We start from the raw sequence: 26,812 nt of genomic DNA, 5'->3' as shown, positions 1-26,812 counted from the left end.
CGTCACTGCGCATCCCCCTCCAGCGCTGGTCTATCCATCTTCTGGGGGGCCTACACCCTACCGAGTGCCAGTTGGACGTGCAACGATCCAGCAACCTGACTGATGTGCGCGCTCTTCGCTCTAGACCTTGCGGCACGGCTGTACATATTCCACAACGTATAGTCATGATAAATGGCAGCGCACGCTGCGGCGAACTCAGTTGGCGTATGCACCTGGATGCCCGCTGTTGACAGATCCTCTGAATGAGATTGAGGCATGGGACGATACACAGTCGGCACCCCAAGCCCCCCCGCTTCGACAGGGATCATTTCGTAAGTGGCATGAGGCGTAAGGCAACAAACGATCCGTCTCGCTGCAAGCCATTCCTCCCATGGTCTGCCATGTGTGTAAGGCAATACGGTCAGTCCCAGATCCCTGTCGATTTTTCCACCGTACTGACGGACGGCATACAACGGTACGCCAGGCAATGCCTTGCGCAAAGCAAGTATCCAATCCTCGACCTCGCCGTCGACCAAGCTTCTATTCAATAGCTTTTGCAGATCGCCAAGGAATATTCCCTCAGTCGAGGCGAAACTAGCTTGCACACCCTCACTGAAATCGATGGATTTCGGAATACATATTAAGTTTGTCCTGACGTCCTGAAAATCCGGCTCGTTCAGAGCTGCGTAGGTAAATAGACAAGCCTTTACCCGGCTTCCATACGCCGAATTCCACCCCCTCAATTTTTCTCTTATCCAGCGAGTGCGGGATGCCATTCGGTTGTACGACAAATTTACATAAACCTGCTTGTCAGCCTTGGCAGCCAGGTTGATAAGCTTTTCCACCGGCGCGAAATCAGGTCGCTCGGGGTCTCCAGGATAAATCCAAACGATATCTGCTGGCTTGATCTGTTCTGATATCGCCCCGAATTCTTGAGAGATTTCGACGTCAATGACACGATGGCCCAGGGCGCGCAACGCCTGGGTAATCAGGCCGCCAGACTTAAGGATTCCGCCCTTCTTCCAGCGGACCGCGTCGACGCGTCCAACATACGCGATGGTATACGACGATCTTAGATATACCGGGGTCGGCGCCTCTGCGCGCCAATCACTCCAATTTTTGACGCATTGATTTTGTATCTCCCTGGTGTCAGCACGAGATCCGGTCTTTTGCATGGATTCACGATGAATGGGCTTGTCATCAGGAATGTCGAGCGGTATGGCTTCGGACGCATCGTGTTTGATCACAACAAAGGGAACGCGCTGTCGCTGGCCAAGCAAAGCGAAATAGACATCGGCCATGTTGGGCGTCAGAAAGTCGCTGTACTTTACGTCGATAGTGTCTGTGTGAAACGACGAGCAGCCCGTTCCGAGGATGTGTACCGGCAGATCTTCGGGGCGGCCGGACCTGAAGGAAAAGACACGACGCGACTCGGGGCTGTAATAGTCGTTGAAAGGCTTTTTCAGCAGAGAGCCGTGCCAGCCCACTACCGCCTTTCGACCGTACTTCTCTATAGCATCGATGCAGTGCTGCACATAATAAGGCGGATAGTCGATATCATCGTCACATGTAAAGAAGTAACCGGAGAAGTTGTCAATATCGTAGAATTTTCCCCGGTCCCCCACATCCCCCTGCTTATGGATCACGGTGATCTTCTCCCGCCGGAGAAAGTTGGGTACCTCGGCGTAATCGTTCAGGTAGACCAAAAGCTCATCTGCCTGATCGTACAAACACTCGATCACTCGGGACAGCGCCGTGCGCCTCACTTCAATTGAAGCAATTCCAATGCGGACTCGATCTCGGTAGCTCGCTTCATTAAATACTTGCCCGCGCTGCGGCGCAGGACCAACCAAGAGCTCCCTGGGATTCTCCGTGCCGGACTCAGGCACAGGCAAAGGGCTCCTTAAAGAGTTGGCATTCAATTTCTTGAAGTCCTGCACCTCGCGAACAACTCGCGCCTCCATGCGCTTTTCAAACGAAGGCCATGTTTCGTAAGGCTTTAGAAATCCAAACGTCAACGGGGAGAGTACTTTCCGGATCTTCCCAAATGTGGCTCTCACGCCCGTCGTATAAAGAACATTCAGACGTCGCGCCGCGTATCTCGCCCGCGTGCGTTCCGTCTGCACGGCTACGATCAAACGATTGACTTCGCTTTGCAGACGCTCGGTCTCTGCATGTGCACGTTCGAGTTCCTTCTCCTTGCGTATTGACTCCTGCCTGCTCTCCAGGCGAAGCCCCTCCAATTCCTTTGTAAGACCACTGTCCCGAGCCGATGCCGCTGTCAAGCTCGCAAGCCCTTCCTGCAAGGACTTCAGGCCAAGCTCAACGGAGTCAGTTAACTCGCATACTGAACTGCCTTGCTCTCTAAGCAAGGCGTGCGTCGTAGACAAATCAACCTTGCCAACCTCAGCAATTTCATTGCTGACAGTTTCCGAAATCTCAGAGAGCCGTAGGTCCAACTCTGAGATGCGGACGTCAAAACGGTCGGCAATTCCTCTCAAAGATTTTTGGCTGCTGTCCAGAAATTCTTGTTGTCGAGCACTCTCCTCGGCAAGCCGGCTTCGATCCTCGAAGAGAACTTCTTCGGCGATCATACGACCGGCTTCCAAAATCTTATTGAGCAGTTCGTCCGTCAAGCTGGACCGAGCCTCTCGATCCAGCTCTAATTCCCGCATGAGCACTCGAAATTTATGCTCAAGTATTTCGGAAAGCAGTTGTATTCTCTGACTTTGTTCCCCCCCTGCACTAGCGACAGCGGTTTTCATATCGCTTGCTAGGGCATTGAGATTCTCCGACATCAAGCTCTTGTGATCCGGCAACGAACCTATCAATGACTTCTGTCGGGACTCCAAAGCGCTACTGAGCTTTTCGAACTCGGCAGTCGACAGCACGCCACGCAGGCTCGATTCAATCCTGGCTAAATAGCTCTGCAGCGTCCTTCTATTGTGATCGACATCGCGCCTAATATAAAAAAGCGAACGCTCCTGGACTGCACCAAGCTTTTCACGATGCACGAAAAAATACGTGGGAGTGATGCCTCGAATTGAAACTGGCACATAATCCCGAGCTGCCAAAAACTGGGATATCTCTCCGAATGCGGCGTTTGTCTGCCCCTCGACAATTAGTGTAGGAGCATCTCTATCCAGAATTTGGATCGCTCCTTGAAGCACTTCAAGCTCGAAGCCCTCTACGTCAATCTTTATCAACGCCACTTTGCTGCTCTTTTCATAGAGCATAGAGTCGAGCGTCACGAGTTGAATCGTCCCGCTATCGTCAAGGGAAAAACTGGATGCACCGAGATTTCCCGGTACAACGTTCATAAGCCCACGACTCTGCCGCGCGCCAACTGCCAATCGGTGGCAGGATACCAATGCCTCGGCTCGATTCAATTGGACATTCCGAACCAACTGCGCGAATGCATCACCCGCCGGCTCGAACGCTTCGACCTCTCTATTCAGAATCAGCGAAAAGAACAGCGTGTGATTGCCAATATTGGCACCGACATCCACAAAAATCCCTTCGCCCAGGGAGAGTCCGGATATCTCCTCTAAAACGTCCAGCTCATAAAACGCCTTAGAGTCAATTATCTTCTTTGAAATATAATCCGTAGCGTCTTGAAAATGGAAGGTGACAGACCTGCCCGCGTACGCGATGCCAAAGAGATTGCCGGAGTTGTTCATTTCTCGTTGTTTTGATCGAAATATTTATGGGTTTTTGGGTTTGGTGGATTAAAGACTCTGATAGGCTGCGATGCCTTTTTCGACGTCTTCATACTGCTCCACCACACCTCCATTTTTGAGAAGCACCACGTAATCACACATCTTCCTGACCTGCCCCATTCCGTGGGTAACGAGAATGAGATTCGACGTTCCAGTTCTCTCAGAAAATAGATGTTGCGCCTTCTCGCGAAAGTGCGCATCCCCAACGGATATGGCTTCGTCTACAAGGTAATAATCAAAATTAAAAGCCAGACTAAGGCCGAAAGCCACACGGCCACGCATGCCTGAAGAATAGGTATTAACTGGCAAATCAAAATATTCGCCAATATCCGCAAATTCTTCGACGAATTTTACGACTCTACGAAGACTGTCTCCGTATGTCCCTTGCACACGAGCAACAAACTTGACGTTTTGCCGACCGGTTAAGGAACCCTGAAATCCACCAGACAAGCCCACCGGCCAAGAGATAGATTTAGTGCTGACGATTCTTCCGCTATCTGGAACGTCCTGCCCCCCCAGAAGCCGCATTAACGTGGACTTACCCGCACCGTTCCGCCCTATTAGCGCAATGTTCTTATTGGACGGCAGCGACAGACTCAAATTGCGAAAGACGAACTTTCTACCTTTATTGGTCAAATACGACTTCGTTACATTATCGATCTGGATCATACCGCCACCAAATTCAAACGCCGCACGCGGTAAAGAGCCAGCCCGACAAATAAAGTCGACAAAGCAACGAAGGAGGCATACCACATGCTGATGCCGGCAACTTGAGGATAGTGCTGAAAAACATTGGCTCGCAAAGAGTCAATCAGATGAAGGTAGGGATTCCAAAGCATAAAGTGCTGAAATTTCTCGGGAATTAGCCAAAGAGGAATAATTATTCCAGACAAAAAATACAGCGGCATATATGAAAGCCGGATAAAAGTCTTACTCTCCGGAAGAGCCTCGGCCACAATACAAAAAATCAACCCCAGGCCGAATGACAAGATCGTGCCTACAAAGAGGACCAACCCCCATTGGATTGGACGATAAATCGAAACATCACTTCCACCCCACAGGCCCAACCCAAACAATATCATTCCATAGACGCAAGCCATCAGCGCACATTCAACGACAACCCGCGCAACTATGGTGTCAATTGGCTTAATCTGTCGATACGCAAATAGGCCTTTGTTCGCATTTACCGCTTCCATTCCTTTAAGTGCGATATTTTTGAACAAAATGAATGGGATGATTCCCGAAACAAGGAAAACCGAAAGATCCAGGCCGCTATTGGCGCGTCCACGCAAAAGCGCGTAAATCGCCATGAGCGCCACTATATGGGCCAAAGGCTCGAATATCAGCCAAAACGCGCCATACCGATGAGTGCCAAAGCGCCCGCGCATCTCTCGCAAGACCAAGGCGAATATGACGGCCCGAACAATACCGGCCGGAGTGCGCCGCGTGATTTCCGCGGCTCCAATCCGCTCATTAGAAGTTCTCAATGGTGCGTCCTAATACCAGCACTTGCACAATCGGCGAAATGATTTTCTGCCATTCATGCACCGCGGCGTTGGTGACAAAAATCGCATCTTCTGGATGAACAAGAAATTGGCGCGCAAGGAACATTGATGCCGGCTCCTTCAAGTTCAACCTGAACACTTGGGCGACTGGTTCACCGCCGTTTTGGTCATTTCGCTCTTCATCGAGACGAAAGACAAAAACGCCGGCCGCATCCGCCTTGATTTCACTGAGTCCTTTCACACTTCCCAGCACTTCGAGCAGACTGGGATTGTTGGAGGGCAGATCATGTAGTCCTGGATCGCCTACAGCTCCCATCGCCACGAAGCGCTTGCGCGCTCGCTCCAGCACCACCTCGGCCCCGGGAGGCAAGACCTGATTGTTTCCGGCGAGCAATTCTTGGTAATTGAACTGGTAGGACTTTTGCCCGGTGCGAACAATTACCTTGATCAAATGTGGTTCCAGGAGCGGCCCTCCAGCCCTATTGATCGCATCCAACAGCGTTAGAGGTCCCTGAAGCGCCGAAAAGCGTCCCGGACTCTTGACGGCTCCGGCGACCAATACCGACCCGGACAAATCTCCGGTCAGCGTTGCCTGGACCTGAACATCACTAGTTATCCCTTTCAGTTTCTTGCGAATGAGCCGCTCAACTTCCTCAAGGGTTTTGCCGGTCACCCGTTCGCGACCCACATACGGGAGGGAAACGGTTCCCTTGCTATCGACGCGGATGTTCTCGAAGATTGTTCCTCCGGTCGCCAACGGGGCAAAGATTGCACCATCCATGGCCGAATCGGCGATCATGATCCGGAGCACGTCGCCTGGAACCAGACTGATGTCAGGAACTGAAGGTAGCGCGACTGTGCTGACGACCTCCGGTTCCGGCGGACGCATATATGGGCTAATGGTCTCCGCCGTCAGATCGACCAAAACATAGTTCTGATCTTGGTCGTTGTTCATGATCGCGAACCGTGAAGGTCCGGCGGACGATAGGAGGCTTCCGCAACCACCCAAAATCAAAGGCAGGATAACCGCAGTCGCACGAACGGATGAAAGCCGAAGTTTCATATTATTTTGGGAACAAGAACATTAGTCTCGATGATCTTCGATCGTCGCAATCACGAATCGAGCGATACCATAGAACAGAAGCAAACCCATAAACAGGGTAATTAGGTTGTATATCCGATCCGGATAAAGTGCCCGATCCGGCTTATTGGGAGACACGACTGTGACGAGACTTCGGAGCTTTTTGCTCGCCTCAATGCGCGCCGACTCCACAGAACTGACTGCAAATTTGTACGCTTCTTCTGCAATAGCGGCATCGATGGTCAGATTGCGATATCGGGACGCAACCACATTTAACTTGTCGCCTCCTTTCTGCGAAACCAAACGTTGAATCTCAGAGGCCAATTGTTGTTCAAGGGCATGAATGCGATTCCGCTGTTGCCGAACTTGCGGGGTATCGGCATTCAACGTTGCGGCGAGGCTTTTTAAAGTCGTTCGCTCTTTCGTCAGACTGGCCTCCAGTTCCGCAATAATTTCGGCCCTGGCCTTAGCCGTTGCCTCTGCGTCGAGCAGATTATTGGAACTTTGGAATACCAGCATATCCTCACGCCGATCTTCATATACGGTGCGAGCTTTGGCCAACTCGCTCTGCGCGAAGGTCATCTGCTCGCGCGCCATACGATGGGACAATTCATTCACAAAACGCTCGCTTTCGCTGAGCATTACTTTCAGCACTCTCTCGGCAAACTGCGGATCAAATGCTTCGACACTCACACTGAGCAAGCCCGTTTGTTCGTCGAAGTGCGCTGTCACAACGCGGCGATAGTAGTCGAGCAGATCCTCTTGCCGCGAACTGTTCGCTAAAAAATACAAAGGATCGCGCCAGTGGCCCGAGTAGTGTTCTGCCCAATTCAGCTTGGTCTGGAGGACCCTGAGCATATCCTGCGACGTGAGGAATTCGCGAAGATACAAGGTTTCCTCCCGTGATGTGGGATTCAATCCGCTCAGCATCACGGCCAATCCGGGGATCTGTGGCGCCTCATTGTTGCCGACCTGCCGAACCGCAACCTGCGCGGTGCTCACATACCGATCCATGGCGAAAAAGCTGTAATAAACTACCGCCGCAAGCATTGGAATGCCTACCAACCACCAAAACAGGCGTCTGGATTTTAGTTTTTCAAAATTGATCATCTAAGCGTTGAAGTTCCAATTAAGCATAATCGCGGTATTTCTCAGAAGCCTGCCGTCGCGGCAAGGCATCTCCTGGGCGCGGGAATTGTACGGTATTTGAAAGTGCCCAATGGTGTGGCTAACTCTCCATGCATGACATTCTCGGATTGCCTGGCGCTTCGCTCGGCCGCGCCTGATTTTTTTCCGTTGTGCGCACAGTCAATAGCCCTGAGGTTCGCAACCACAAGCGGCTAAGCGCGGAAACCTGCTCTGGCTGCACGGGCGCACCGGCGCGCACAGCCGTTTGCCACAAGACATAATCGGTCGTCCCCTCAAGCTCCCCGAGCGCGCGATAAACATTCGGCATGATCGGCACGTGATCGCCGAAAATACATAGGGACGCAGGCCGTCTGCGCTTGATCAGAGCGTCTCTGACCATGCCGAACATGGCGTCGGCATTACGAAGATGCCGCGCGTACGAGACCAACTCCTCGCACTCCTTCGGCATGCGTCCAGTCAGCACGTCTCCAACGTCGGTTTCACTCACGGTTTCCCAATGCAGCGGACCGTGATTTTCCATAGTGATAACGTGCACATAGAGGGGCCGCTCTGAACCTTGCAGAATGCCGTTGACAAAATCAGCCAACGCTCTATCCCCGACGTATGGACCATCTTTCGGCAATGCCGCGAACGCTTCGCCACCAATAAATTCATCAAATCCCAACGCAGGCAAGACCTCATTTCGCCCGTAAAAGCCACGATGATATGGATGCACGCAGACGGTGCGGTATCCGAGGGATTTAAGGTACGACGCGATGGTGGGAAAGCCTCGCTTTGCCAATCTGCGATAGGGGTTGTACTGGTGAATCCCTAAATCGCCCTGTTCCATGCCTGCCAAAAAGGCAAATTCGGTACGTACGGTGTTTGCGCCCCAAGCGGCGACTTTCAATTGTCCATGCGCGACGGCTTCGGACTTGAGCAGGTCGAAGTTGGCCAGTATGTCCGCGCGCAACAGTTTGGAATAGGCCCGCCGCGCATCGAAAAACGACTCGCTTTGAATCGCAACCAAATCGGGCATTGGATCAGGAAGAACCTCTGGCAGCCTGGCGCCAGAAAACGGAGCGCTGGCTCGAAGATCATCCGCAGTCTGCCGTTCGCAGAGACCGTACGACCATAGCGCCGCGACCAAGCCGAGGCGGCGCAGGTCTACGGAAGCATCAAGGCACACCGTATTACGCATTCCAGCAAAGGCAGCTAGGGCGATACCGGCCATGGCGAGCCCCAGAGCATGTACGAAGAACGGCACCATGGGCGCCGTGGGATCGAACATGTGCTCTTGCGGCAACTCTGCGAACGACACCAACCATATTCCGGCGCCGGCCGTGACCGAGTCCTCGAGCACCAATCCCGCCCATAGCGCTGCGCCGTACCCTCCCCCCGCAGCCAACGCACGAGTCACGCCGAAAAACGGCAAGTACAGCCTCGGATGCCGGATCGCGTCCGTGAAGTATTCAAAGTCCGGATAGACAAATGGCTCGCGCAGCGCGCGATATTTTGCGTTGCTGACCAAGACGATGAGCAGTTGAACGGCCAACACATTGAAGACCCCAAAGTATGGCCGCCTGAACAGTGCCAACTCCAACGCAAACGCCAGCGTCCACACCCCCACATGCACGCCGATCGCGGCCGCAGGCCGGCGCCATGGGGCGACCGGACGCGGCGTCAGCAACGTCTCGACTACCCACGACAGCACCAACCCAATCAAATACGGCGGCAACAGCGGTACCCAGAAAGCCTCAATCACCGTAACCCAGCCTTTTCAGGATCCATCCAGACACCGCGGGATGGATCACCGACAGCAAAAAGCATCCCAGATTCAAGGGAAACGGGAAGCTGATCCGGGCACGGTTCACCTGCAGTCCACGTCGGATGACTCGGGCTGCCTTTTCCGGCTTCCACAGGAATGGTTTGGGGCCGGGCATGTCGAAGCACATTTGGGACTCGACATACCCCGGCATGATGACGTTGAACCGTATACCTTCAGCGGCCAACGCATCGCGCATGGCCTCGCCGTAGACTTTTACGGCAGCCTTGCTGGCGCTGTAGCTCGGGGTTTCCGGCAGGCCGCGCCAGGCGGCCAGCGAACTGACCAGTGCGATCTGGCCGTGACCGCGCGCTCGCATGGAGGGCAACACGCCGTGCACGGTGGCGAACACGGCCTTGACGTTGACGTCGAGCAGGCGGTGCACGTCCTGCCACGCTTCGCCCTGTTGTTGCTCGCCGGTATTGATGTTGACGCCCGCATTGGCGATGACGAGTTCCGGCATGTCGGCTTCGCACGCGGCCGACAACCACGTCATTAGCGCCTCGTGGTCGCGCACGTCGAGTTCGTGCGTGACGACACGCGCGCCGTGCGCTTGGCAGGCTGCACTCAACTCACTCAGCCGCGCAGCATTGCGGCCCTGCAAGATAAGCGTCCGGGTGCCGCCGGCCGCGTACTCCAACGCCAAGGCCCCGCCTATGCCGCCTGTCGCTCCAGTAATCAGCACACAACTCGGGAAACCAGGTTCACGGACTTCACTGCCACTGCTACTGCTACTCATGACCTGCCTGGTTGGGGATGGAGGGGCCGCGACGGATGACGGCGCAGCGCGGCCGTGGCGGCGCTTGTGCCGGCTCGCATGTCCGTCAGATACCGGGCGAAGGCGCGCGGCGACAGGCGGGACTGGGCGCTAGAGGATGGAACGGCTTGGGGGGGTAGGTCTTTGGCTTGCTGCGACAGGATGCACAGCGACGCGCGGAGCCAACGCAACGAATGCGCGGAGCAAGAGATGGTGGCAGAAGATGGCGTCTGGGGCGTTAACTGTGGCACGTCGCATAGACATGGCCGCCTCTCGGCGGCCATTGTCAGTGTTCACAAAGTCCGGTCGTCGCCCTTGACGGGTGCGACGGCCGGCTATTGTAAGCGAACTACGAATTGAATTTACTGCAGCAGGCTGCGCAGCATCCACGCGTTCTTTTCATGCACGTCCAGACGCTGCGTGAGCAGGTCGGCCGTGGGCTGGTCGTTGGCGGCGTCGGCCTTTTCGAAGGCGGCGCGGGCGGTCTTGGCGACCGATTCATTGCCGTCGACCAGCAGGCGCACCATTTCCAGCGCGTCCGGCACGGAGTCCGGCTCGGCGATGGACGACAGCTTGGCGTATTCGCGGTAGGTGCCCGGCGCATAGTGGCCCAGGGCGCGGATGCGCTCGGCGATGCTGTCCAGCGCGTTCCATTCTTCGGTGTACTGCGTCATGAACATCAGATGCAGCGTGTTGAACATGGGACCGGTGACGTTCCAGTGGAAGTTGTGCGTCATCAGGTACAGCGTGTACGAATCAGCCAGCAGCTTGGACAGTTCGCCTGCGACCGCGGCGCGGTCCTTGTCCGAAATACCGATGTTGATGCGCGGAACGCTCGAGGTCTTCTTGGTGGACTTGGCCATTGCTAGCTCCTATGGAAAAAGGCGGGAATAAGAATACCACTGCAAACACGACAGAACGGGCGTTGTCGCGGGCCCGATCTCAAGATGGCCTGCGACCGTTTGACGCGGCGCAAAAAACCATCGCGTTGACGAATATGGGTGCGGGCGCGGGTGCGGGCACGCTCGGTCAGTCCTGCATGGCCGCGGCTTCGCCAGCCAGCATCTTCACACCCGGCAGCTCGCATTCGTAGACGGCCTGCGCCAGCGCCTCGATCGCGGCCAGGCGCGGGAAGCTGCGGCGCCAGGCAAGCACCACGCGGCGTTCGGGCACCTGGCCGTCGAAAGGCAGGTACCGCAGCAGGCTGTTGGCGGGCGGATGTTCGGGCACGGCGGTGACCGGCAGCACGGTGACGCCGATGCCGGCGGCGACCATGTGGCGGATGGTTTCCAGGGAGGAGCCTTCGAAGGTGCGCTGGATGCCGTCGCTGGCGGCCGAAAAGCGCGACAGCTCGGGACAGACCTCCAGGACCTGGTCGCGGAAGCAATGCCCGCTGCCCAGCAGCAGCATGGTCTGCTGTTTCAGGTCCTGCGCGTCGATGGACTTGCGTTGGGCCAGTTCATGGTCGTTGGGCACGGCGACGACGAAGGGTTCGTCGTAGAGCGGCTGCATGACCAAGCCGGCTTCGGGCAGCGGCAAGGCCATGATGGCGCAGTCGATTTCGCCCTGGCGCAGCAGTTCCACGAGACGGACGGTGAAGTTCTCTTGCAGCAGCAGCGGCATCTGCGGCGTGCGGCTGATTTGCACGGGCACCAGCTTGGGCAGCAGGTAGGGCCCGATGGTGTGGATGACGCCGACGCGCAGCGGGCCGGCCAGCGGGTCGTGGCCCTGCCTGGCGATTTCCTTGATGCTGGCGCTCTCCTCCAGCACCTTCTGCGCCTGCGCGACGATGCGCTGGCCGATGGGCGTTACGCCGACCTCGGAGCCGCCGCGTTCGAACAGCGTCACGCCCAGTTCGTCCTCCAGCTTGCGGATGGCGACCGACAACGTCGGCTGGCTGACGAAACAGGCTTCGGCCGCGCGGCCAAAATGCCGCTCGCGGGCGACGGCGACGATGTACTTCAGTTCGGTGAGAGTCATGGTGGACTGCGCCCCCGGGGTTACGCGCCGGCCCCGTGGCCGGTGCTTGAGGATTCAAGATGGTGGTCGGGCCGCATGATCAGGTCCGCAGGAAGTCTTCGCGGCCGCGCATCCAGCGGGCCAGATGCGCCTCGACGGCGGCGGGATGTTCGGCGCGCAGCCAAACGGCGGCGTCGCGCGCGTCTTCGGCGATCGCGGCGTCCGTTTCCAGGTCGGCAAAGCGCAGCAGCGCCATGCCCGACTGGCGCGTGCCCAGGAATTCTCCCGGGCCGCGCTGCTCCAGGTCGCGCCGCGCAATCTCGAAGCCGTCCGAGGTTTCGAACATGGCGCGCAGGCGTTCGCGCGCGACCTGGGACAGCGGCGTCTGGTAGAGCAGGACGCAGACAGACTCTGCCGTGCCGCGCCCTACCCGGCCACGCAGCTGATGCAGTTGAGCCAGGCCGAAACGCTCGGCGTGTTCGATCACCATCAGCGAGGCGTTCGGGACGTCCACGCCGACTTCGATGACGGTGGTGGCGACGAGCAGGTCGATGTCGCCGTCGCGAAAGGCCTGCATGACCGCGGCCTTCTCGGCCTGCGGCAGGCGGCCGTGCACGAGGCCGATCCGCAGGTCCGGCAGGTCGGTCCGCATGCCTTCGTAGGTGTCGACGGCGGTTTGAAGTTCGAGGGCCTCGCTCTCCTCGACCAGCGGACAGACCCAATAGGCCTGCTGCCCGCCGCGAGCGGCCTGGGCGATGTGGGCGATGACTTCTTCGCGGCGCGCGTCGGAGACCAGCTTGGTGACCACGGGGCTGCGTCCGGGCGGCAATTCGTCGATCACGGAGACGTCCAGGTCGGCGAAGAAGGTCATGGCCAGGGTGCGAGGGATGGGCGTGGCGCTCATGTTGAGCTGATGCGGCACGATGCGGCCGCGCACGGTCTCGCCTTTGCGCGTCAGCGCGAGGCGCTGGCCGACGCCGAAGCGATGCTGTTCGTCCACGATGGACAGGCCAAGCCGATGGAATTCGACATGGTCCTGGATCAGGGCCTGGGTGCCCACCACGAGCTGCACGCTGCCGTCGGCAGCCGCGGCGGCGGCTTCGCGCCGGGCCTTGGCGGTGAGACTGCCGCTCAGCCAGGCGACGTTCACGCCCAGCGGCTGCAACCAGGACACGAGTTTGCGGAAGTGCTGCTCGGCCAGGATTTCGGTGGGCGCCATCAGCGCGACCTGCGCGCCGCCCGCGATGGCCTGCGCGGCCGCGATGGCCGCCACCACGGTCTTGCCGCTGCCCACGTCGCCCTGCAGGAGGCGATGCATGGGATACGGCTTGGCAAGGTCCGCGGAAATCTCCTGCACGACGCGCTGCTGCGCGCCCGTCAGCTTGAACGGCAGGGCCTCGTACAGCCGGGCGACCAGGCCGCCGCCCCCCGTCTGCGCGGGCAGCGCCTCTGCTTCCTTGATGCGGCGCGCCGCGCGCGCGGCCGCCAGCGAAAGCTGCTGCGCGAGCAATTCGTCGAACTTGATCCGGCGCCATGCGGGGTGCACGCGGTCGAGCAAGGCCTGTTCCGATTCGCCCTGCGCTGGGGTGTGCAATGCGCGGATCGCGGGTTCGAAAGGCGGCAGGTCGTAGCGTGCGCGCGCCTCGTCGGGCAGCGTGTCGGACAGGTCCGCCCGGTCCAGCGCCTGCGCGATGGCGCGGCGCAGGGTCGGCTGGGGCAGCCCTTCGGTGGTGGGATAGACGGGCGTCAGCGCGGTCGGCAGCGGCGAGTCCGCGCTGGTCAGCCGCGGATGGACCATTTCGCGGCCGAAGAGGCCGCCGCGCACTTCGCCGCGGGCGCGCAGCCGCTTGCCCACGGTGACTTGCTTCTGTTGGCTGGGATAGAAGTTCAGCCAGCGCAATTGCAGTTCGCCGCTGTCGTCCGCCAGCGTGGCGGTGAGCTGGCGCCGGGGCCGGTACAGGACCTCGGACTTGGTGATTTCGCCTTCGACCTGGCCGGCAAAGCCGGGCCGCAACGCGCTGATGGGGATGACGCGGGTTTCGTCTTCGTAGCGCAGCGGCAGGTGCAGCACGAAGTCCTCGGGCAGCACCAGGCCCAGGTTACGAAGCTTGCGCTCCGTATCCGTCATCGGTTTGCCGGCGCCGTTCTTGTCGGCGCCGGTGCGTTTGGAGGCCACTGCTGCGGCCGGCATGTAGGAACGAACCCCTGGAATGAAACGTCCGGGCGCGTCTTACAGGACCATGATGGCTTCGACTTCGAACTGCGCACCCTTGGGCAGGCTGGCCACGCCGATGGTGGAGCGCGCCGGGAACGGCTGAGGGATGATCTCGGCCATGATGGCGTTGGCCGCCGTGAACTTGCCCAGGTCGGTCAAAAACAGCGTGAGCTTGACCACGTTGTCCAGCGTACCGCCTGCTGCCTTGATGACCTCCTGCATGTTGGCGAAAGCCTGACGCACCTGGGCGTCGAAGTTTTCGGATACCAGGTCGCCGGTGCCCGGCTCCAGGCCGATCTGGCCCGAGAGATAGACGGTCTTGGTGCCGCTGACGGCAACCGCTTGCGAGTAAGGGCCGACGGCAGCGGGCGCGGCGTCGGTATGAATGATTTGCTTGCTCATGGGCGGAATCCTTCTGGTGACGGATAGAAGCTACAACTATCGGAGTTTAATCAGCAATAGACGTTTGCGAAAGTGGCGGTTCGCCGTATAGATGGGTTAGGACGGGTCGTGCGCCACGGGCCGATGGCCCGCGCCGCCGATGTCCCCCCGGTGCGCGATCAGCAGGTCGGCGAGCGCCTGCGCCGCCACGGACAGGCTGCGGCCCTTGCGCCGCACGAGGTACAGGGGCCGGGTCAGCGCGCGGCCCGCCAGCGGCACGACGCGCAGGTCGTCGCTGCGGAAATGGAACAGCGTCATGGCGGGCACGACGGATACGCCCAGGCCGGCGCGCACCAATCCGGTGACCGTGGCCAGGTGTTCCACCTCGAAGACCGGCAGCGGGGCCTCGGCGCCCAGCGCTTCGTCCAGATGTTTGCGCACACTGCTGCCGCGCGCAAGCTGGATCAGGGGATGGCGCAGGACGTCGCGCAGCCGCACCCGCGGTTGTTGCGCCAGGGGATGGTCCGCGCGGCAGACCAGGAAATAACGGTCGGCGTGCAGGAATTCGCTGTCCAGGTCCGTCATATCAGGGCGGCGCGAGGCCACGGCAAAGTCGACCACCCCGTTTTGCACCATGTCCAGGCAGGGATCGAGCAAGGCGTCGCGCAGGTCCAGCACGATGCCCGGATGCGCCTGCTTGAAGCGCGCCAGCAGGGTCGGCAGCCAGCCGGCCGCCAGCGACGGCAGCGCGGCCAGTGTCACCCTGCCCCGGCGGCGGTCGGCCAGGTCGCGCAGGTCGCCCAGGGCCAGGTCCATGTCCGCAAGCAGGCGGCGCGCCGAAGCGTCCAGCACCCGTCCTTCGGCGGTCAGTTCGACGTGGCGCGTGCTGCGGTCGAACAGCCGCAGGCCGGCGCTGTCTTCGAGCGATCGGATCAGCGCGCTGAACGCCGGTTGGGTCAGGTGGCAGCGCTGCGCGGCGCGGGTGAAGTGCTTTTCATCGGCTAGCGCCACGAAGGCACGCAATTGGCGGGAGGATAGATTCATGGCTTTCTTGGATTAATCGATCCGATTTTTCTATTTTACGGATGATCGCGGCTTGCCTATAGTCGTTCCAACCCTGAACGCGTCTGGACCCGCTCATGTCTCAACCTCCCCTGCTCATAGGCTGCGCCTCCGGATTCTCCGGCGACCGCAGCGACGGCGCCGCTGCCGTGGTCCGCACCCTTGCCGCTCGCGGCGGCGGCACCCTGATTTTCGAGACGCTGGCCGAGCGGACGCTGGCGCTGGCGCAACTGGCGCGCAATGACGATCCCAACCGCGGCTATGAGCCGCTGCTGGACGAGCTGGTCGGCCCGATACTGGCCGATTGCCTGCGCCATGGCATCAACATCGTCAGCAATTTCGGCGCGGCCAATCCGCCCGCCGCCGCAAGACGCATCGCCGAACTGGCGCGCGAACAGGGGCTGCCCGTCCCGCGCATCGCGGTCGTGCATGGCGACGCGCTCAATGGGCCCGAACATCGCGCCCTCCTCAAAGAGCGTCTGGGCGCCGCGCTGGACGGCCTGGACATCGTGAGCGCCACCGCCTATCTGGGCGCCGCGGAAATTGCGCAGGCCTTGTCCGCCGGCGCGCAGATCGTGGTGGCGGGGCGCGTGGCCGACCCGTCGCTAACCCTGGGACCGGCGCTGGCCCATTTCGGCTGGGATCCCGCCGACTGGCCGCGGCTGGGGCGCGCCACCATGGCGGGCCACATGCTCGAATGCGGCTTGCAGGTCACCGGGGGCTATTTCTGCGTGCCGGGGCTCAAGGAGGTGCCGGACGTGCACGCCGCGGGCTTTCCGATCGCGGAGATCCAGGCCGATGGCGAGTTCGTGATCGGCAAGGCCGAGGGCACGGGCGGCGCCGTCGACGCGCGCACCGTCAAGGAACAGCTGCTGTACGAAGTCCATGATCCCGCGCGCTATCTGACGCCGGACGTGGTGGCCGACCTGAGCCAGGCGCGCGTGGTCGAGCTGGGCGGCAACCGCGTCGCGGTCCACGGCATCACGGGCCATGCGCGGCCCGACGAATTGAAGGTCAACGTCTGCTATCGCGGCGGGTGGCTGGCCGAAGCCGAGATCTCGTACGCGGGCGTGCAGGCCGAGGCCCGCGCCCGGCTCGCCGCCGACATCGTGCAAAAGCGCCTGGGCGCCGATTACAAGTTGCGCGCCGACCTGATCGGCGCCATCAGCATCCTGGGCGACGACGCGGGCGCGATGCGGCGCGCCACGCCCGACAGCCACGCCCGCGACGTGCGGCTGCGGCTGGCGACGGAAAACGCCGACCGCGCCCAGGCCGAGCGCGTGCTGCGCGAAGTGACCGCGCTCTATACCTGCGGTCCGGCCGGCGGCGGCGGCGTGCGCACCGCCTTGCGCCCGCGCCTGAACATGATGTCCTGCACCATTCCCCGCGAGGCCGTCCGGAGCGGCTGGAATTTCCTGGAGGAAATCGCGCCATGACCCAGACTTTGCTCGCTGTGCCGTTGTACCGGTTGGCCCATGGCCGCTCCGGGGACAAGGGCGACATCTCGAACCTGAGCCTGATCGCCTGGGACGCCGAATGCTATGACGTGCTGGCCGAGCAGGTGACCGAATCGCGCGTGGCGCAATGGTTTGCCTATCGCCATCCGAAGCGGGTCACCCGCTACGCCCTGCCGATGCTGAACGCCATGAATTTCGTGCTGGAGGGCGTCCTGGACGGCGGCGTCAACGATGCCTTGAACCTCGACACGCACGGCAAGAGCCTGTCTTTCAGATTGCTGGACATGACGGTGGAGGTCAGCCCCGAGCTGGCGAGCCGGCTGCCAGACATACCCGGCGACCGCCCCGCGGCCGCCTGACTGCAGTTCCGATAAGAAAACACCACAGGAGACACACATGCGCATTGCTACCAAGGGCCGGCTGGCCCTGCTGCTGGCCGCCGCCCTGCCCCTTTCGGCCATGGCGCAATTCCCCGCCAAGCCCATCACCTTCATCGTGCCGTTCGCGGCGGGCAGCGCCACTGACCAGATCGGTCGGGCGGTCGGCCAGGGCGTCACGGACCAGACCGGCCAGGCCGTCGTCATCGAGAACAAGCCTGGCGCCAGCGCCATGATCGGCGCGGCGGCGGGCGCGCGCGCCACGCCGGACGGCTACACGGTGCTGATCACCACCAACACCACGCACGCCGCCAACGAACATCTGTACAAATCGCTGACCTACGATCCGGTCAAGGATTTTGCGCCCCTCACGCTGCTGGGCAAGGGCGGCCAGATCATGGTGGTCAATCCTAGTTCGTCTGCCAAGACGGTGGGCGAGTTCCTGGCCCTGGCCAAGCAGTCGCCGGGCAAGCTGAGCTTTGGCAGCGGCAGTTCCAGCAGCCGCATCGCGGGCGAGCTGCTGCAGCAGATGGCGAACGTGCAGTTGCTGCACGTGCCCTACAAGAGCAACCCGCTGGCCGTCACGGACCTGCTGGGCGGGCAGATCGACATGATGATCACCGATTCGGCCACCGGCCTGCCCCAGGTCAAGTCCGGCAAGCTGCGCGCGCTGGGCGTGACGGGCAAGGCACGCTCGCCGCTGGCGCCGGACGTGCCCACCATCGCCGAAGCCGGCGTGCCAGGCTACGAGATGGGCTATTGGTTCGCCGCCTATGCGCCGGCCGGCACGCCGCCCGATGTGGTCAAGCGTCTGAACGAATTGCTGGTCAACGCCACCAAGGGCAAGGCCGCCCAACAGTTCTACGCCCAGACCGGCACCGAGGCCGCCACGTCGACGCCGGACGAGCTGGCGAAGTTCCAACAGGCCGAATCCAGGAAGTGGGGCGACATCATCAAAAAGGCCGGCATCAAGCCGGAATGAACCCCGCGCCGTGCGCCAAAGGCGCACAAGGCAAAAGACAAATGGCAAAAGGCCCATCGCGGTTGCGATGGGCCTTTTTTTGCGGCTGTCGTTGCGGCTGTCGTTGCGAGTGTCGTCAGGACGTTGTCCGGCCGACGTAGCCGCAGCGGTTTATTTGTCCACGAAGGCGCGTTCGACGACGTAATCGCCCGGCTGACCCACGCCCGGCGACACCACGAAGCCGCGGCTGTCGAGCATGGCGCTGATGTCGGCCAGCATATGCGGGCTGCCGCAGATCATGGCGCGATCGGTTTCGGGGTTGATCTGCGGAATGCCGATATCGGCGCACAGCTTGCCGTTTTCGAGCAGTTCGGTGATTCGGCCCTGGTTGCGGAAGGGCTCGCGCGTGACCGTGGGGTAATAGACCAGCTTGTCGCGCACGACGTCGCCGAAGAACTCGTTGTTCGGCAGCTCGTTTTCGATGTAGTTGGCATAGGCCAGCTCGCTGACCCAGCGCACGCCGTGCACCAGGATGACCTTGTCGAAGCGTTCGTAGACGTCCGGGTCCTTGATGATGCTCATGAAGGGCGCGAGACCCGTGCCGGTGCCGAACAGGAACAAGTGCTTGCCGGGCTTGAGGTCGTCGACGACCAGCGTACCCACGGGCTTGCGGCTGACGAGGATGGTGTCGCCTTCTTTCAGGTGCTGCAGGCGCGAGGTAAGCGGACCGTTCTGCACCTTGATGCTGAGGAATTCAAGGTTTTCTTCGTAGTTGGCGCTGGCGATGCTGTAGGCCCGCAGCAGCGGCTTGCCTTCGACTTCGAGGCCAATCATCACGAAGTGGCCATTGTGGAACCGCAAGGCCGCGTCACGCGTCGTGGTGAAGGAGAACAGGGTGTCGTTCCAGTGGTGCACGCTAAGTACGCGCTCAGTGTTGAAAGCAGCCATGTCGTATTCAGTAAGTGCGGACAGTGGACGGGCGTGGCCCGGCTGGCGCCGCGAGGTCATTTCCCGGCCGCGAAAAAGGATGCGGCGGGCATTAGGGTTGACCCTATTCTACAGGGTCTCGATGATAACTGCTCTCATTATTCCGTAATACCCTTATTCCATCTTGATAGGAATCAAGGTCCTGAATCATCGGCTTACGGACAGTTGAACGGCGCATTGCTTCCTGTTATCGTCGCACTCTCACTTGATAATCATTTTCGTTAGCAGACCGTTTTGGCAACGGCGACGGGCAACCGGTTCCGCCTTGCGCCTTGCCGCCCCCTAGGCCATCTTCGATTCAGCCTGAGCTGGAGTTCCTTCATGACCAAGCGTCCCCAATTGAATTCGCTGCTGCGCGCCCTGGCGCTCGCCGGCGCCGCCGCCTTCACCGTTTCGGCCAACGCCGCGGAAGAAGTCAGCCTATACACCACCCGGGAACCCAAGCTGATCCAGCCGCTGCTGGACGCCTTCACCAAGGAAAGCGGCATCAAGGTCAACACCGTCTTCGTGAAGGACGGCCTGCTGGAGCGCGTCAAGGCTGAAGGCGCCAAGTCGCCCGCCGACGTGCTGATGACCGTGGACATCGGCAACCTGCTCGACCTCGTGGACGGCGGCGTCACGCAATCGGTCAAGTCGCAGACGCTGGAATCGGTCATCCCCGCCAACCTGCGCGGCGCCGACGGCAAGTGGTACGCGCTCTCGCTGCGCGACCGCGTGCTGTACGTGGAAAAGGACCTCAAGCTGGAGTCCTTCCGCTACGAAGACCTGGCCGATCCCAAATGGAAGGGCAAGGTCTGCATCCGTTCGGGCCAGCACCCCTACAACACCGCGCTGGTCGCCTCGATGATCGCGCACGACGGCGCCGAAGCCACCGAAAAATGGCTGCGCGGCGTCAAGGCCAACCTGGCCCGCAAGGCCGCCGGCGGCGACCGCGACGTGGCGCGCGACATCCTGGGCGGCATCTGCGACATCGGCCTGGCCAATGCCTACTACGTCGGCCACATGAAGAACGCCGAACCGGGCACCGACGCACGCAAGTGGGGCGACGCCATCAAGGTCATCCGCCCGACCTTCGCCAACGCCAAGAGCGGCGGCACGCACGTGAACATCAGCGGCGCGGCCGTGGCGGCGCATGCGCCCAACAAGGCCAACGCGGTCAAGCTGCTGGACTTCCTGGTGTCCGAGCCGGCGCAGGCCCTGTATGCGCAGGCCAACTATGAATACCCCGTCCGCAAGGGCGTGAAGCTGGATCCGGTCGTCGCGAGCTTCGGCGAACTGAAGGTCGATCCCCTGCCCCTGACCGAGATCGCCAAGCACCGCAAGCAAGCCAGCGAACTGGTGGACAAGGTCGGCTTCGACAACTGATAAGCTGCCGGGCAGCCATGCCCACGGGCATGGCGCAACCCTGCGGCAGTGACACGCAAGCGCCCCGGCAGCGGGGCCACGCGTAGGGCCTGTTCCCGCTTTTCGGGGGAACAGGCCTTGCCTTTGATGCAACCGACTTTGAAGCATGCATACAGATTCCTTGCCCCGGCCGCTGCGGCTGCGCTGGTCTGAACGCGGAACCGGCTGGCTGGCCGGCGCGGCCCTGATCGCGCTGGCGGTGCTTGCGCCGGTATTGACGCTGGGCTGGTGGGCGCTGGGCGGCAGCCTGGAACACTGGCAGCACCTGGCGAGCTACGTGCTGCCCCAAGCCCTGGCGAACACCGCCCTGCTGCTTGCCGGCGTCGGCATCGTGGTGACGCTGCTGGGCACGGGCGCCGCGTGGCTGGTCACGGCGTACGACTTTCCCACGCGCCGGATCCTCACCTGGGCCCTGCTGCTGCCGCTGGCGGTGCCCACCTACATCATCGCCTTCGCCTACCTGGACCTGCTGCATCCCATCGGCCCCATCCAGTCGGCGATCCGCGCGCTGCTGGGCTATGACAGCCCCCGCCAGTTCCGCCTGCCAGACCTGCGCTCGATCTACGGCGCGATCTTCGTGCTGGGCTTCGTGCTGTATCCCTATGTCTACCTGAGCACCCGCGTCATGTTCATGACGCAGGCGGCCAGTCTGCTCGAAGCGGCGCGCACGCTGGGCGCGGGCCGCGTCGCGGTGTTCTGCCGCGTCGCCCTGCCCCTGGCGCGGCCGGCCATCGTGGTCGGCGTGAGCCTTGCGCTGCTGGAGACGCTGAACGACATCGGCGCGTCCGAGTTCCTGGGCGTGCAGACGCTGACCGTCTCCGTCTACACCACCTGGGTCACGCGATCCGACCTGGCGGGCGCGGCGCAGATCGCGCTGACCATGCTGGCCATCGTCATCGGACTGATCCTGCTGGAACGCCATGGCCGCAAGCGGCAGCGCTATGCCAACACGCAGCGCATGCGGCCGATGCAGCCGCGCCGGCTGCACGGCGCGTCCGCCGCGGTCGCGGTCGTGCTGGGCTGGATTCCGGTGCTGCTGGGGTTCGCCGCGCCCGCGCTGTATCTCGTGGTGGAAACCTACAAGCGCCTGCACCTGGTGGGCGGCGTGTCCGACCAGTTGATCCGCGGCCTGAGCAACACCGTGATCGTCGCCTCCAGCGCCACGGTCGTGACCTTGCTGTGCGGCCTGATCGTCGCCTGGGCCGGCCGCAGCCTGCGCGAAAGCGCCAGCTTCAATCCGGGGCGCGCCTGCGCGCGCGTCGCCAGCCTGGGCTACGCCGTGCCCGGCACCGTCCTGGCCATTGGCCTGTTGACGCCGTTCGTGTGGATCGACACCGCGGTCGCGCGCATCTTCGGCGGCACCGGGCTGTTCCTGATGGGTTCCATGGGCGCGCTAGTGTGCGCGTATGCGATCCGCTTCCTGGCCATTTCGACCGGCGCGCTGGAAGCGGGGCTGGCGCGTATTCCGCCTTCGCTGGAGCAGGCTTCCCGCCTGCTGGGCGAGACCTCGGCCGGCACGTTGCGCCGCGTCCACTTGCCGCTGCTGCGTCCCGCGCTGGCCGCCAGCGCGCTGCTGGTGTTCGTCGATGCCATGAAGGAACTGCCCGCGACCCTGCTGCTGCGCCCCATGAACTTCGACACGCTCGCCACCTGGCTCTACGCGGAAGCCGCGCGCGGCACGTATGAGGAAGGCGCCGTGGCGGCCCTGGCCATCGTGCTGGCCGGTCTGTTGCCGGTCATCCTGCTGGCGCGCACCAATCTGAAAATGGGACATTGATCATCGTGCCCGATCTGCTTGAAATCGACCACATCTCCCTGGCCTACGACACGCCCGCCGGCCTGAAGCCGATCGTCCAGGACCTGTCGCTCGGCCTGCCCGCCGGCCACATCGGCTGCCTGCTGGGCGAATCGGGCTGCGGCAAGACCACGGTGCTGCGCGCGATCGCCGGCTTCGAGCCGGTGCGCGCGGGCCGCATCCTGCTGGACGGCGTCGTCATCTCTTCGCCCACCGAACAGGTCGCGCCGGAGCTGCGCCGCGTGGGCATGATGTTCCAGGACTATGCCTTGTTCCCGCACCTCACCGTCGCGCAGAACGTGGCGTTCGGACTGCGCAAGCTGCCGCGTCCCGATCGCGCGCGCCGCGTCGAGGAAATGCTGGAGCTGGTCGGCCTGGCCCATGCCGCGAACAGCTATCCGCACGAGATCTCCGGCGGCCAGCAGCAGCGCGTGGCGCTGGCCCGTGCGCTGGCGCCCTCGCCCGACCTGCTGCTGCTGGACGAACCGTTTTCCAACCTGGACGTGGACACGCGCGAGCGCCTGGCCTTCGAGGTACGCGAAATCCTGAAGACCACCGGCCACACCGCGATCCTGGTGACGCACAACCAGGCCGAGGCCTTCGCCATCGCCGACCGCATCGGCATCATGGCCAAGGGCCGCATTGCGCAATGGGACACGCCCTATAACCTGCACCATCATCCTGCCGACGCCTTCGTGCGCGACTTCATCCGTCGCGAGGCGCTGGAAGAGCAGCGGGAACAGGCGCTGGCGCGCGGCCGCTAGCCGCGCCACGGATGGGACCCTCGGCAGGACCCTCGGCCGTTGAGCGGCCGGGGCCCCGCCCGCCCATCAGTCCGCCGACAGCTTGACCTTTTGCGACAAGGCCTTGAAGGCCTCGTGCTGGCTTTGCGTCAGGCGCTCGACTTCCTGCGGCGTGGAGCCGTAGGGCATGAACCCGGCCTTTTCCAGCTTGTCCTTCACGTCCGGCATGGCGAGCGCCGCCTGAAAGGCATCGCTCAGCGCGCGGGTGACCTCGGGCGACATGCCGGCCGGCCCGTAGACCGCGAACCACGGATCCACCACGGCGCCCGAATAGCCCAGCTCGGCCAGCGTCGGCACGTCCGGCAGCGCCGGCGCACGCTTGCTGCCGGTGACGGCCAACGCGCGGACCTTGCCTGCCTGGATGTGCGGCAGCGATGCGGGCAGGTTGTCGAACATCACCGGCAGGTGCCCGCCCAGCAAGTCATTGAGCGCCTGCGCGCTGCCCTTGTAGGGCACGTGCTGCATGCCGGCCCCGGTCTGTTGGTCGAACATCACGCCTGCGAGGTGCATCGAGGTGCCCGTGCCCGGCGTGCCGTAGGAGGTGCCCGGATGCGTCTTGGCGTAGGCGATCAGGTCCTTGACGCTGTCCACCTTGACCGACGGCCCGACCTCCAGGACCACGGACGACGCCCCCAGCATGCTGATGCCGGTGAAATCCCGGGTCGGGTCGAAGGGCATCTTCGGATACACGAAGGGATTCAGCGCGTTCGTGGAGATGGCGCCAAAGCCGATCACATAGCCGTCCGGGGCCGCCTTGGCCACCGCGTCCATGCCGATATTGCCGCCCGCGCCGGGACGGTTCTCGACGATCACGGGCTGTCCGAGCTTCTCGGCCACTTTCTGGCCCGCGGTGCGCGCGACCAGATCGGTGGTCCCGCCGGCGGTGTACGGCACGATGAAGGTAATGGGCTTGGCCGGATAGCCCGCGGCGTGCGCCGGCGCGATCTGGCTCAGCGCCAGCGCGGCCAGGCCGCGCAGCGCATTCTTGGTGTGGCGATGCATGTTGTCTCCGTCCCGTTTGTCGTTATGCACGGGTAGCGCATCTTATCGCCGGACGGCCCGTTCGCACAGCGGCGAGCGCGGCTTGTTCCGCCAGGTATCAATTCATGTTCCGGCGCGGGCGTTTATCGCCGGCGCGCGCGCTCCTATAGTTCGTCTCACTGTCTGAGCGCGCAGGCACCCTTCACATGCCAGAACCGGAGTATTGAAATGTCCAACAAGACTGTAGTGATCACGGGCGCGTCCAGCGGGATCGGATTCGCCCTGGCGCAGGCCTATCTGCGCCGAGGCGACAACGTGGTGGGCAACGCCCGCAGCCAGGAAGGGCTCGCCGCGGCGGCCGACCGCCTGGGCAATCCCGCCAGTTTCCTTCCCGTCGCCGGCGACATCGCGCTCGCCGGCACCGCCCGCGAGATCGTGGGCCAGGCCATCGCGCGCTTTGGCCGGATCGATGTGCTGATCAACAACGCCGGCATCTTCATCCCCAAGCCCTTGGGCGAGTACACCGACGACGACCTGGACCGCATCATCGACACCAACCTGAAGGGCTTTTTCCATATCACCCAACAGGCGGCGGGCCACATGGCCGCGAACCGCGACGGCCACATCGTGAACATCACGGCCAGCATTGCCCTGCAGCCCAGCATGCGCGTGCCGGCGTTGCTGCCCGTGCTGATCAAGGGCGGCCTGAATCACGCGACGCGGGCGCTGGCAATCGAACTGTCGGACCGGAACATCCGCGTCAATGCGGTGGCGCCCGGCATCATCGAGACGCCGATGCACGATCCCGCCACGTTCAGCTTCCTGAACTCGCTGCAGCCCGCGGGCCGCATGGGCAAGGTAGACGACATCGTCGGGGCGGTCTTATACCTGACGGATTCGGCCTACACCACGGGCGCCATACTGCCCGTGGACGGCGGCGCCGCGGCCGGCCACTGGTAAACAACGAACCCATCACGAACCCATCACGACCCACTACAGCGGAACGCCTTCCCGGCGTTCCGCGCACAGGGATACCGCCATGTCCATTGAAGCCAGATTGGCCGAACTCGGCCTCAGCCTTCCTCCCGCGCCCCAGCCGCTGGGCCAATACACCGCCGCCAGCCAGGCGGGCGATCTGCTGTTCATCTCGGGGCAATTGCCGCTGCGCGACGGCCGCGTCGTGTGGCAGGGGCAAGTCGGCGCGGCCCTCACCGTCGACCAGGGCCGGCAAGCCGCGGAACTGGCGGCGCTGAATGTGCTGGCGCAGATACGCCAGCACGCCGGCAGTTTTGACCGGCTCGACCACATCGTCCGGGTGGAGGGCTACGTCGCCAGCGCGCCGGGGTTCTTCGACCAGCCCGCGGTGCTCGACGGCGCGTCCGGACTCTTTGCGCGCGTCCTGGGCGACAAGGCAGGCCATGCGCGTACCGCCAATTCGGTTTCGCAGCAGCCTGCCAATGCGTCGGTCATCCTGGTGGTGATCGCGCAATTGACGCGCGCCTGAGCGCGCTCAGCGCCCCAGCCTGTCGACCAGGAAGTCGACGAACGCCCGCACCCGGCGCGACACATGCCGGGCATGCGGGTACAGCAACACGAAGGGCCGGGTGCTGCCGCCATGGCGCTGCAGCACCTCGGTCAATCGGTTTGCGCGCAGGTCTTCCTCGACCACGAAACGGTAGGTCTGGAACAGCCCTGCCCCCGCCCGGGCCAGGGACACGCCGCCCAGTACGTCCTCGGCGGTGCCGTAGGGGCCTTCGGTCAGGATGTCGGCGGATTCGCCGTCGCGTTGAAACGTCCACGGTAGGCGGCGCCCGCTGCTGGGCCGGTCGAACTGGATGCAGTCGTGCGCGCCCAGGTCGTCCAGTGACTGGGGCGTACCGCGCCTGCGCAGGTAGTCGGGCGCGCCGACGACCACCAGCTCCGCGTCTTCCAGCTTGCGCGCGATAAGCGTGGAGTCGTCGGGCGCACGGCCGCGCACCGACAGGTCATAACCGTCGTCGGCGAAATCGACATTGCGGTTGCTGATGTGGACGTGGACGTCGACGTTGGGATACTGGTCGCGAAACGCCGGCAGCAGCGGCAGGACGCGGTAATGCGCATACGGCGTGGGCAGGCTGATGCGCAACCGCCCGGCCGCGCCCTGCCCGCCGACCTGGCGCTCCGCGTCGACCAGTTGCGCGATCGCGGGACGTACCTGTTCGAAATACGCCAGCCCTTCGTCGCTCAGGCGGATATGCCGGGTGCTGCGCACGAAGAGCCGTATGCCCAGCCGCGCCTCCAGCCGCGACACGCTGCGGCTGACGGCCGCGGGCGTGACGCCGGCAGCATTCGCCGCCGCGGTGAAGCTGCTCAATTCCGCGGCCAGGCAGAACATCTCGATGCTGCCCAATTGCAGGTCGTCGAAGTGGCGGGTCATGCGGGCTCCTGCAAATAGGC

23 protein-coding genes are annotated in these 26,812 nt (G+C 62.2%); 8 read left to right on the top strand and 15 right to left on the bottom strand.

Features of this window, described 5'->3' with window-relative positions:
- Positions 1-50: 50 nt before the first annotated feature.
- The 12 genes from BMW75_RS01265 to BMW75_RS01210 form a co-directional block, all read right to left on the bottom strand.
- Positions 51-3,659 (bottom strand): FkbM family methyltransferase, encoded by a 3,609-nt coding sequence (locus BMW75_RS01265; RefSeq protein WP_092575727.1) that lies wholly within the window; start codon positions 3,657-3,659, stop codon positions 51-53.
- Positions 3,660-3,707: 48 nt separating this feature from the next.
- Positions 3,708-4,367 carry an ABC transporter ATP-binding protein gene (locus BMW75_RS01260; protein ID WP_092575725.1) on the bottom strand — a complete coding sequence of 220 codons (660 nt, stop codon included), beginning with the start codon at positions 4,365-4,367 and terminating at the stop codon, positions 3,708-3,710.
- Positions 4,364-5,185 (bottom strand): ABC transporter permease, encoded by an 822-nt coding sequence (locus BMW75_RS01255; protein WP_231952153.1) that lies wholly within the window; start codon positions 5,183-5,185, stop codon positions 4,364-4,366. Before BMW75_RS01255 ends, BMW75_RS01260 begins: the two co-directional genes overlap by 4 nt.
- Complete coding sequence (locus BMW75_RS01250) at positions 5,172-6,158, bottom strand: polysaccharide biosynthesis/export family protein (RefSeq protein WP_254791899.1); 987 nt, start codon at positions 6,156-6,158, stop codon at positions 5,172-5,174. The genes BMW75_RS01255 and BMW75_RS01250 overlap by 14 nt, the downstream gene beginning before the upstream one ends.
- A gap of 129 nt (positions 6,159-6,287) precedes the next feature.
- The gene (locus BMW75_RS01245; protein WP_076520998.1) at positions 6,288-7,394 is read right to left on the bottom strand and encodes a KpsE/RkpR family capsule polysaccharide export protein; all 1,107 of its coding nucleotides are present in this window, start codon (positions 7,392-7,394) and stop codon (positions 6,288-6,290) included.
- A gap of 118 nt (positions 7,395-7,512) precedes the next feature.
- Entirely contained in the window at positions 7,513-9,177 is a 1,665-nt protein-coding gene (locus BMW75_RS01240; RefSeq protein ID WP_092575720.1) for an LTA synthase family protein, read from the bottom strand.
- The gene (locus BMW75_RS01235) at positions 9,170-9,976 is read right to left on the bottom strand and encodes an SDR family NAD(P)-dependent oxidoreductase (RefSeq protein WP_092575718.1); all 807 of its coding nucleotides are present in this window, start codon (positions 9,974-9,976) and stop codon (positions 9,170-9,172) included. The genes BMW75_RS01240 and BMW75_RS01235 overlap by 8 nt, the downstream gene beginning before the upstream one ends.
- 380 nt (positions 9,977-10,356) lie before the next feature.
- A complete protein-coding gene (locus BMW75_RS01230) occupies positions 10,357-10,857 on the bottom strand; it encodes a Dps family protein (RefSeq protein WP_063954941.1) in 501 nt (166 codons plus the stop codon).
- Between the two features lie 166 nt (positions 10,858-11,023).
- Positions 11,024-11,974, bottom strand: coding sequence for a LysR substrate-binding domain-containing protein (locus BMW75_RS01225; RefSeq protein ID WP_076521001.1), 951 nt, complete (start codon positions 11,972-11,974; stop codon positions 11,024-11,026).
- Positions 11,975-12,053: 79 nt separating this feature from the next.
- A complete protein-coding gene (gene recG, locus BMW75_RS01220) occupies positions 12,054-14,144 on the bottom strand; it encodes an ATP-dependent DNA helicase RecG (RefSeq protein WP_092575715.1) in 2,091 nt (696 codons plus the stop codon).
- A gap of 39 nt (positions 14,145-14,183) precedes the next feature.
- Positions 14,184-14,570 (bottom strand): Rid family detoxifying hydrolase, encoded by a 387-nt coding sequence (locus BMW75_RS01215; RefSeq protein ID WP_076521003.1) that lies wholly within the window; start codon positions 14,568-14,570, stop codon positions 14,184-14,186.
- Between the two features lie 96 nt (positions 14,571-14,666).
- Positions 14,667-15,593 (bottom strand): LysR family transcriptional regulator, encoded by a 927-nt coding sequence (locus BMW75_RS01210; protein ID WP_092575713.1) that lies wholly within the window; start codon positions 15,591-15,593, stop codon positions 14,667-14,669.
- 95 nt (positions 15,594-15,688) lie between these two features.
- Between BMW75_RS01210 and BMW75_RS01205 the strand changes: the two genes are divergently transcribed.
- Genes BMW75_RS01205 through BMW75_RS01195 form a run of 3 tightly spaced genes read left to right on the top strand, consistent with a single transcriptional unit; the run spans position 15,689 to position 18,427 of the window.
- On the top strand, positions 15,689-17,047 hold the full coding sequence (locus BMW75_RS01205) for an acyclic terpene utilization AtuA family protein (protein ID WP_092575710.1): 1,359 nt from the start codon (positions 15,689-15,691) through the stop codon (positions 17,045-17,047).
- Positions 17,044-17,427, top strand: coding sequence for an AtuA-related protein (locus tag BMW75_RS01200; RefSeq protein WP_092575707.1), 384 nt, complete (start codon positions 17,044-17,046; stop codon positions 17,425-17,427). The genes BMW75_RS01205 and BMW75_RS01200 overlap by 4 nt, the downstream gene beginning before the upstream one ends.
- A 37-nt stretch (positions 17,428-17,464) precedes the next feature.
- Positions 17,465-18,427 carry a Bug family tripartite tricarboxylate transporter substrate binding protein gene (locus BMW75_RS01195; RefSeq protein WP_092575704.1) on the top strand — a complete coding sequence of 321 codons (963 nt, stop codon included), beginning with the start codon at positions 17,465-17,467 and terminating at the stop codon, positions 18,425-18,427.
- A 150-nt stretch (positions 18,428-18,577) separates the two neighbouring features.
- On the opposite strand, the gene BMW75_RS01190 is transcribed toward BMW75_RS01195, so the two are convergent.
- Positions 18,578-19,354: a ferredoxin--NADP reductase gene (locus BMW75_RS01190; protein WP_076521008.1), complete on the bottom strand. Its 777-nt coding sequence runs from the start codon at positions 19,352-19,354 to the stop codon at positions 18,578-18,580.
- Positions 19,355-19,714: 360 nt separating this feature from the next.
- Between BMW75_RS01190 and BMW75_RS01185 the strand changes: the two genes are divergently transcribed.
- The 3 genes from BMW75_RS01185 (at position 19,715) to BMW75_RS01175 (ending at position 23,356) form a co-directional block, all read left to right on the top strand.
- Complete coding sequence (locus BMW75_RS01185) at positions 19,715-20,758, top strand: Fe(3+) ABC transporter substrate-binding protein (RefSeq protein ID WP_092575701.1); 1,044 nt, start codon at positions 19,715-19,717, stop codon at positions 20,756-20,758.
- A gap of 145 nt (positions 20,759-20,903) precedes the next feature.
- Entirely contained in the window at positions 20,904-22,574 is a 1,671-nt protein-coding gene (locus BMW75_RS01180) for an ABC transporter permease (protein ID WP_092575697.1), read from the top strand.
- A 5-nt stretch (positions 22,575-22,579) separates the two neighbouring features.
- Positions 22,580-23,356 carry an ABC transporter ATP-binding protein gene (locus tag BMW75_RS01175; RefSeq protein ID WP_076522110.1) on the top strand — a complete coding sequence of 259 codons (777 nt, stop codon included), beginning with the start codon at positions 22,580-22,582 and terminating at the stop codon, positions 23,354-23,356.
- Between the two features lie 66 nt (positions 23,357-23,422).
- On the opposite strand, the gene BMW75_RS01170 is transcribed toward BMW75_RS01175, so the two are convergent.
- Positions 23,423-24,397, bottom strand: coding sequence for a Bug family tripartite tricarboxylate transporter substrate binding protein (locus BMW75_RS01170; RefSeq protein ID WP_092575694.1), 975 nt, complete (start codon positions 24,395-24,397; stop codon positions 23,423-23,425).
- 207 nt (positions 24,398-24,604) lie between these two features.
- Between BMW75_RS01170 and BMW75_RS01165 the strand changes: the two genes are divergently transcribed.
- Together BMW75_RS01165 and BMW75_RS01160 are read left to right on the top strand one after the other, a co-directional pair.
- The gene (locus tag BMW75_RS01165; RefSeq protein ID WP_092575692.1) at positions 24,605-25,336 is read left to right on the top strand and encodes an SDR family NAD(P)-dependent oxidoreductase; all 732 of its coding nucleotides are present in this window, start codon (positions 24,605-24,607) and stop codon (positions 25,334-25,336) included.
- Between the two features lie 79 nt (positions 25,337-25,415).
- Positions 25,416-25,880, top strand: a complete 465-nt coding sequence (locus tag BMW75_RS01160; protein WP_092575689.1) for a RidA family protein — start codon at positions 25,416-25,418, stop codon at positions 25,878-25,880.
- A 6-nt stretch (positions 25,881-25,886) separates the two neighbouring features.
- On the opposite strand, the gene BMW75_RS01155 is transcribed toward BMW75_RS01160, so the two are convergent.
- Positions 25,887-26,792, bottom strand: a complete 906-nt coding sequence (locus BMW75_RS01155) for a LysR family transcriptional regulator (RefSeq protein WP_092575687.1) — start codon at positions 26,790-26,792, stop codon at positions 25,887-25,889.
- Positions 26,793-26,812 lie beyond the last annotated feature (20 nt).

The sequence above is a fragment of the Achromobacter sp. NFACC18-2 genome (genome assembly GCF_900108985.1).
Classification (GTDB): domain Bacteria; phylum Pseudomonadota; class Gammaproteobacteria; order Burkholderiales; family Burkholderiaceae_B; genus Achromobacter.
This window is presented reverse-complemented; position numbering and strand designations above follow the sequence as displayed.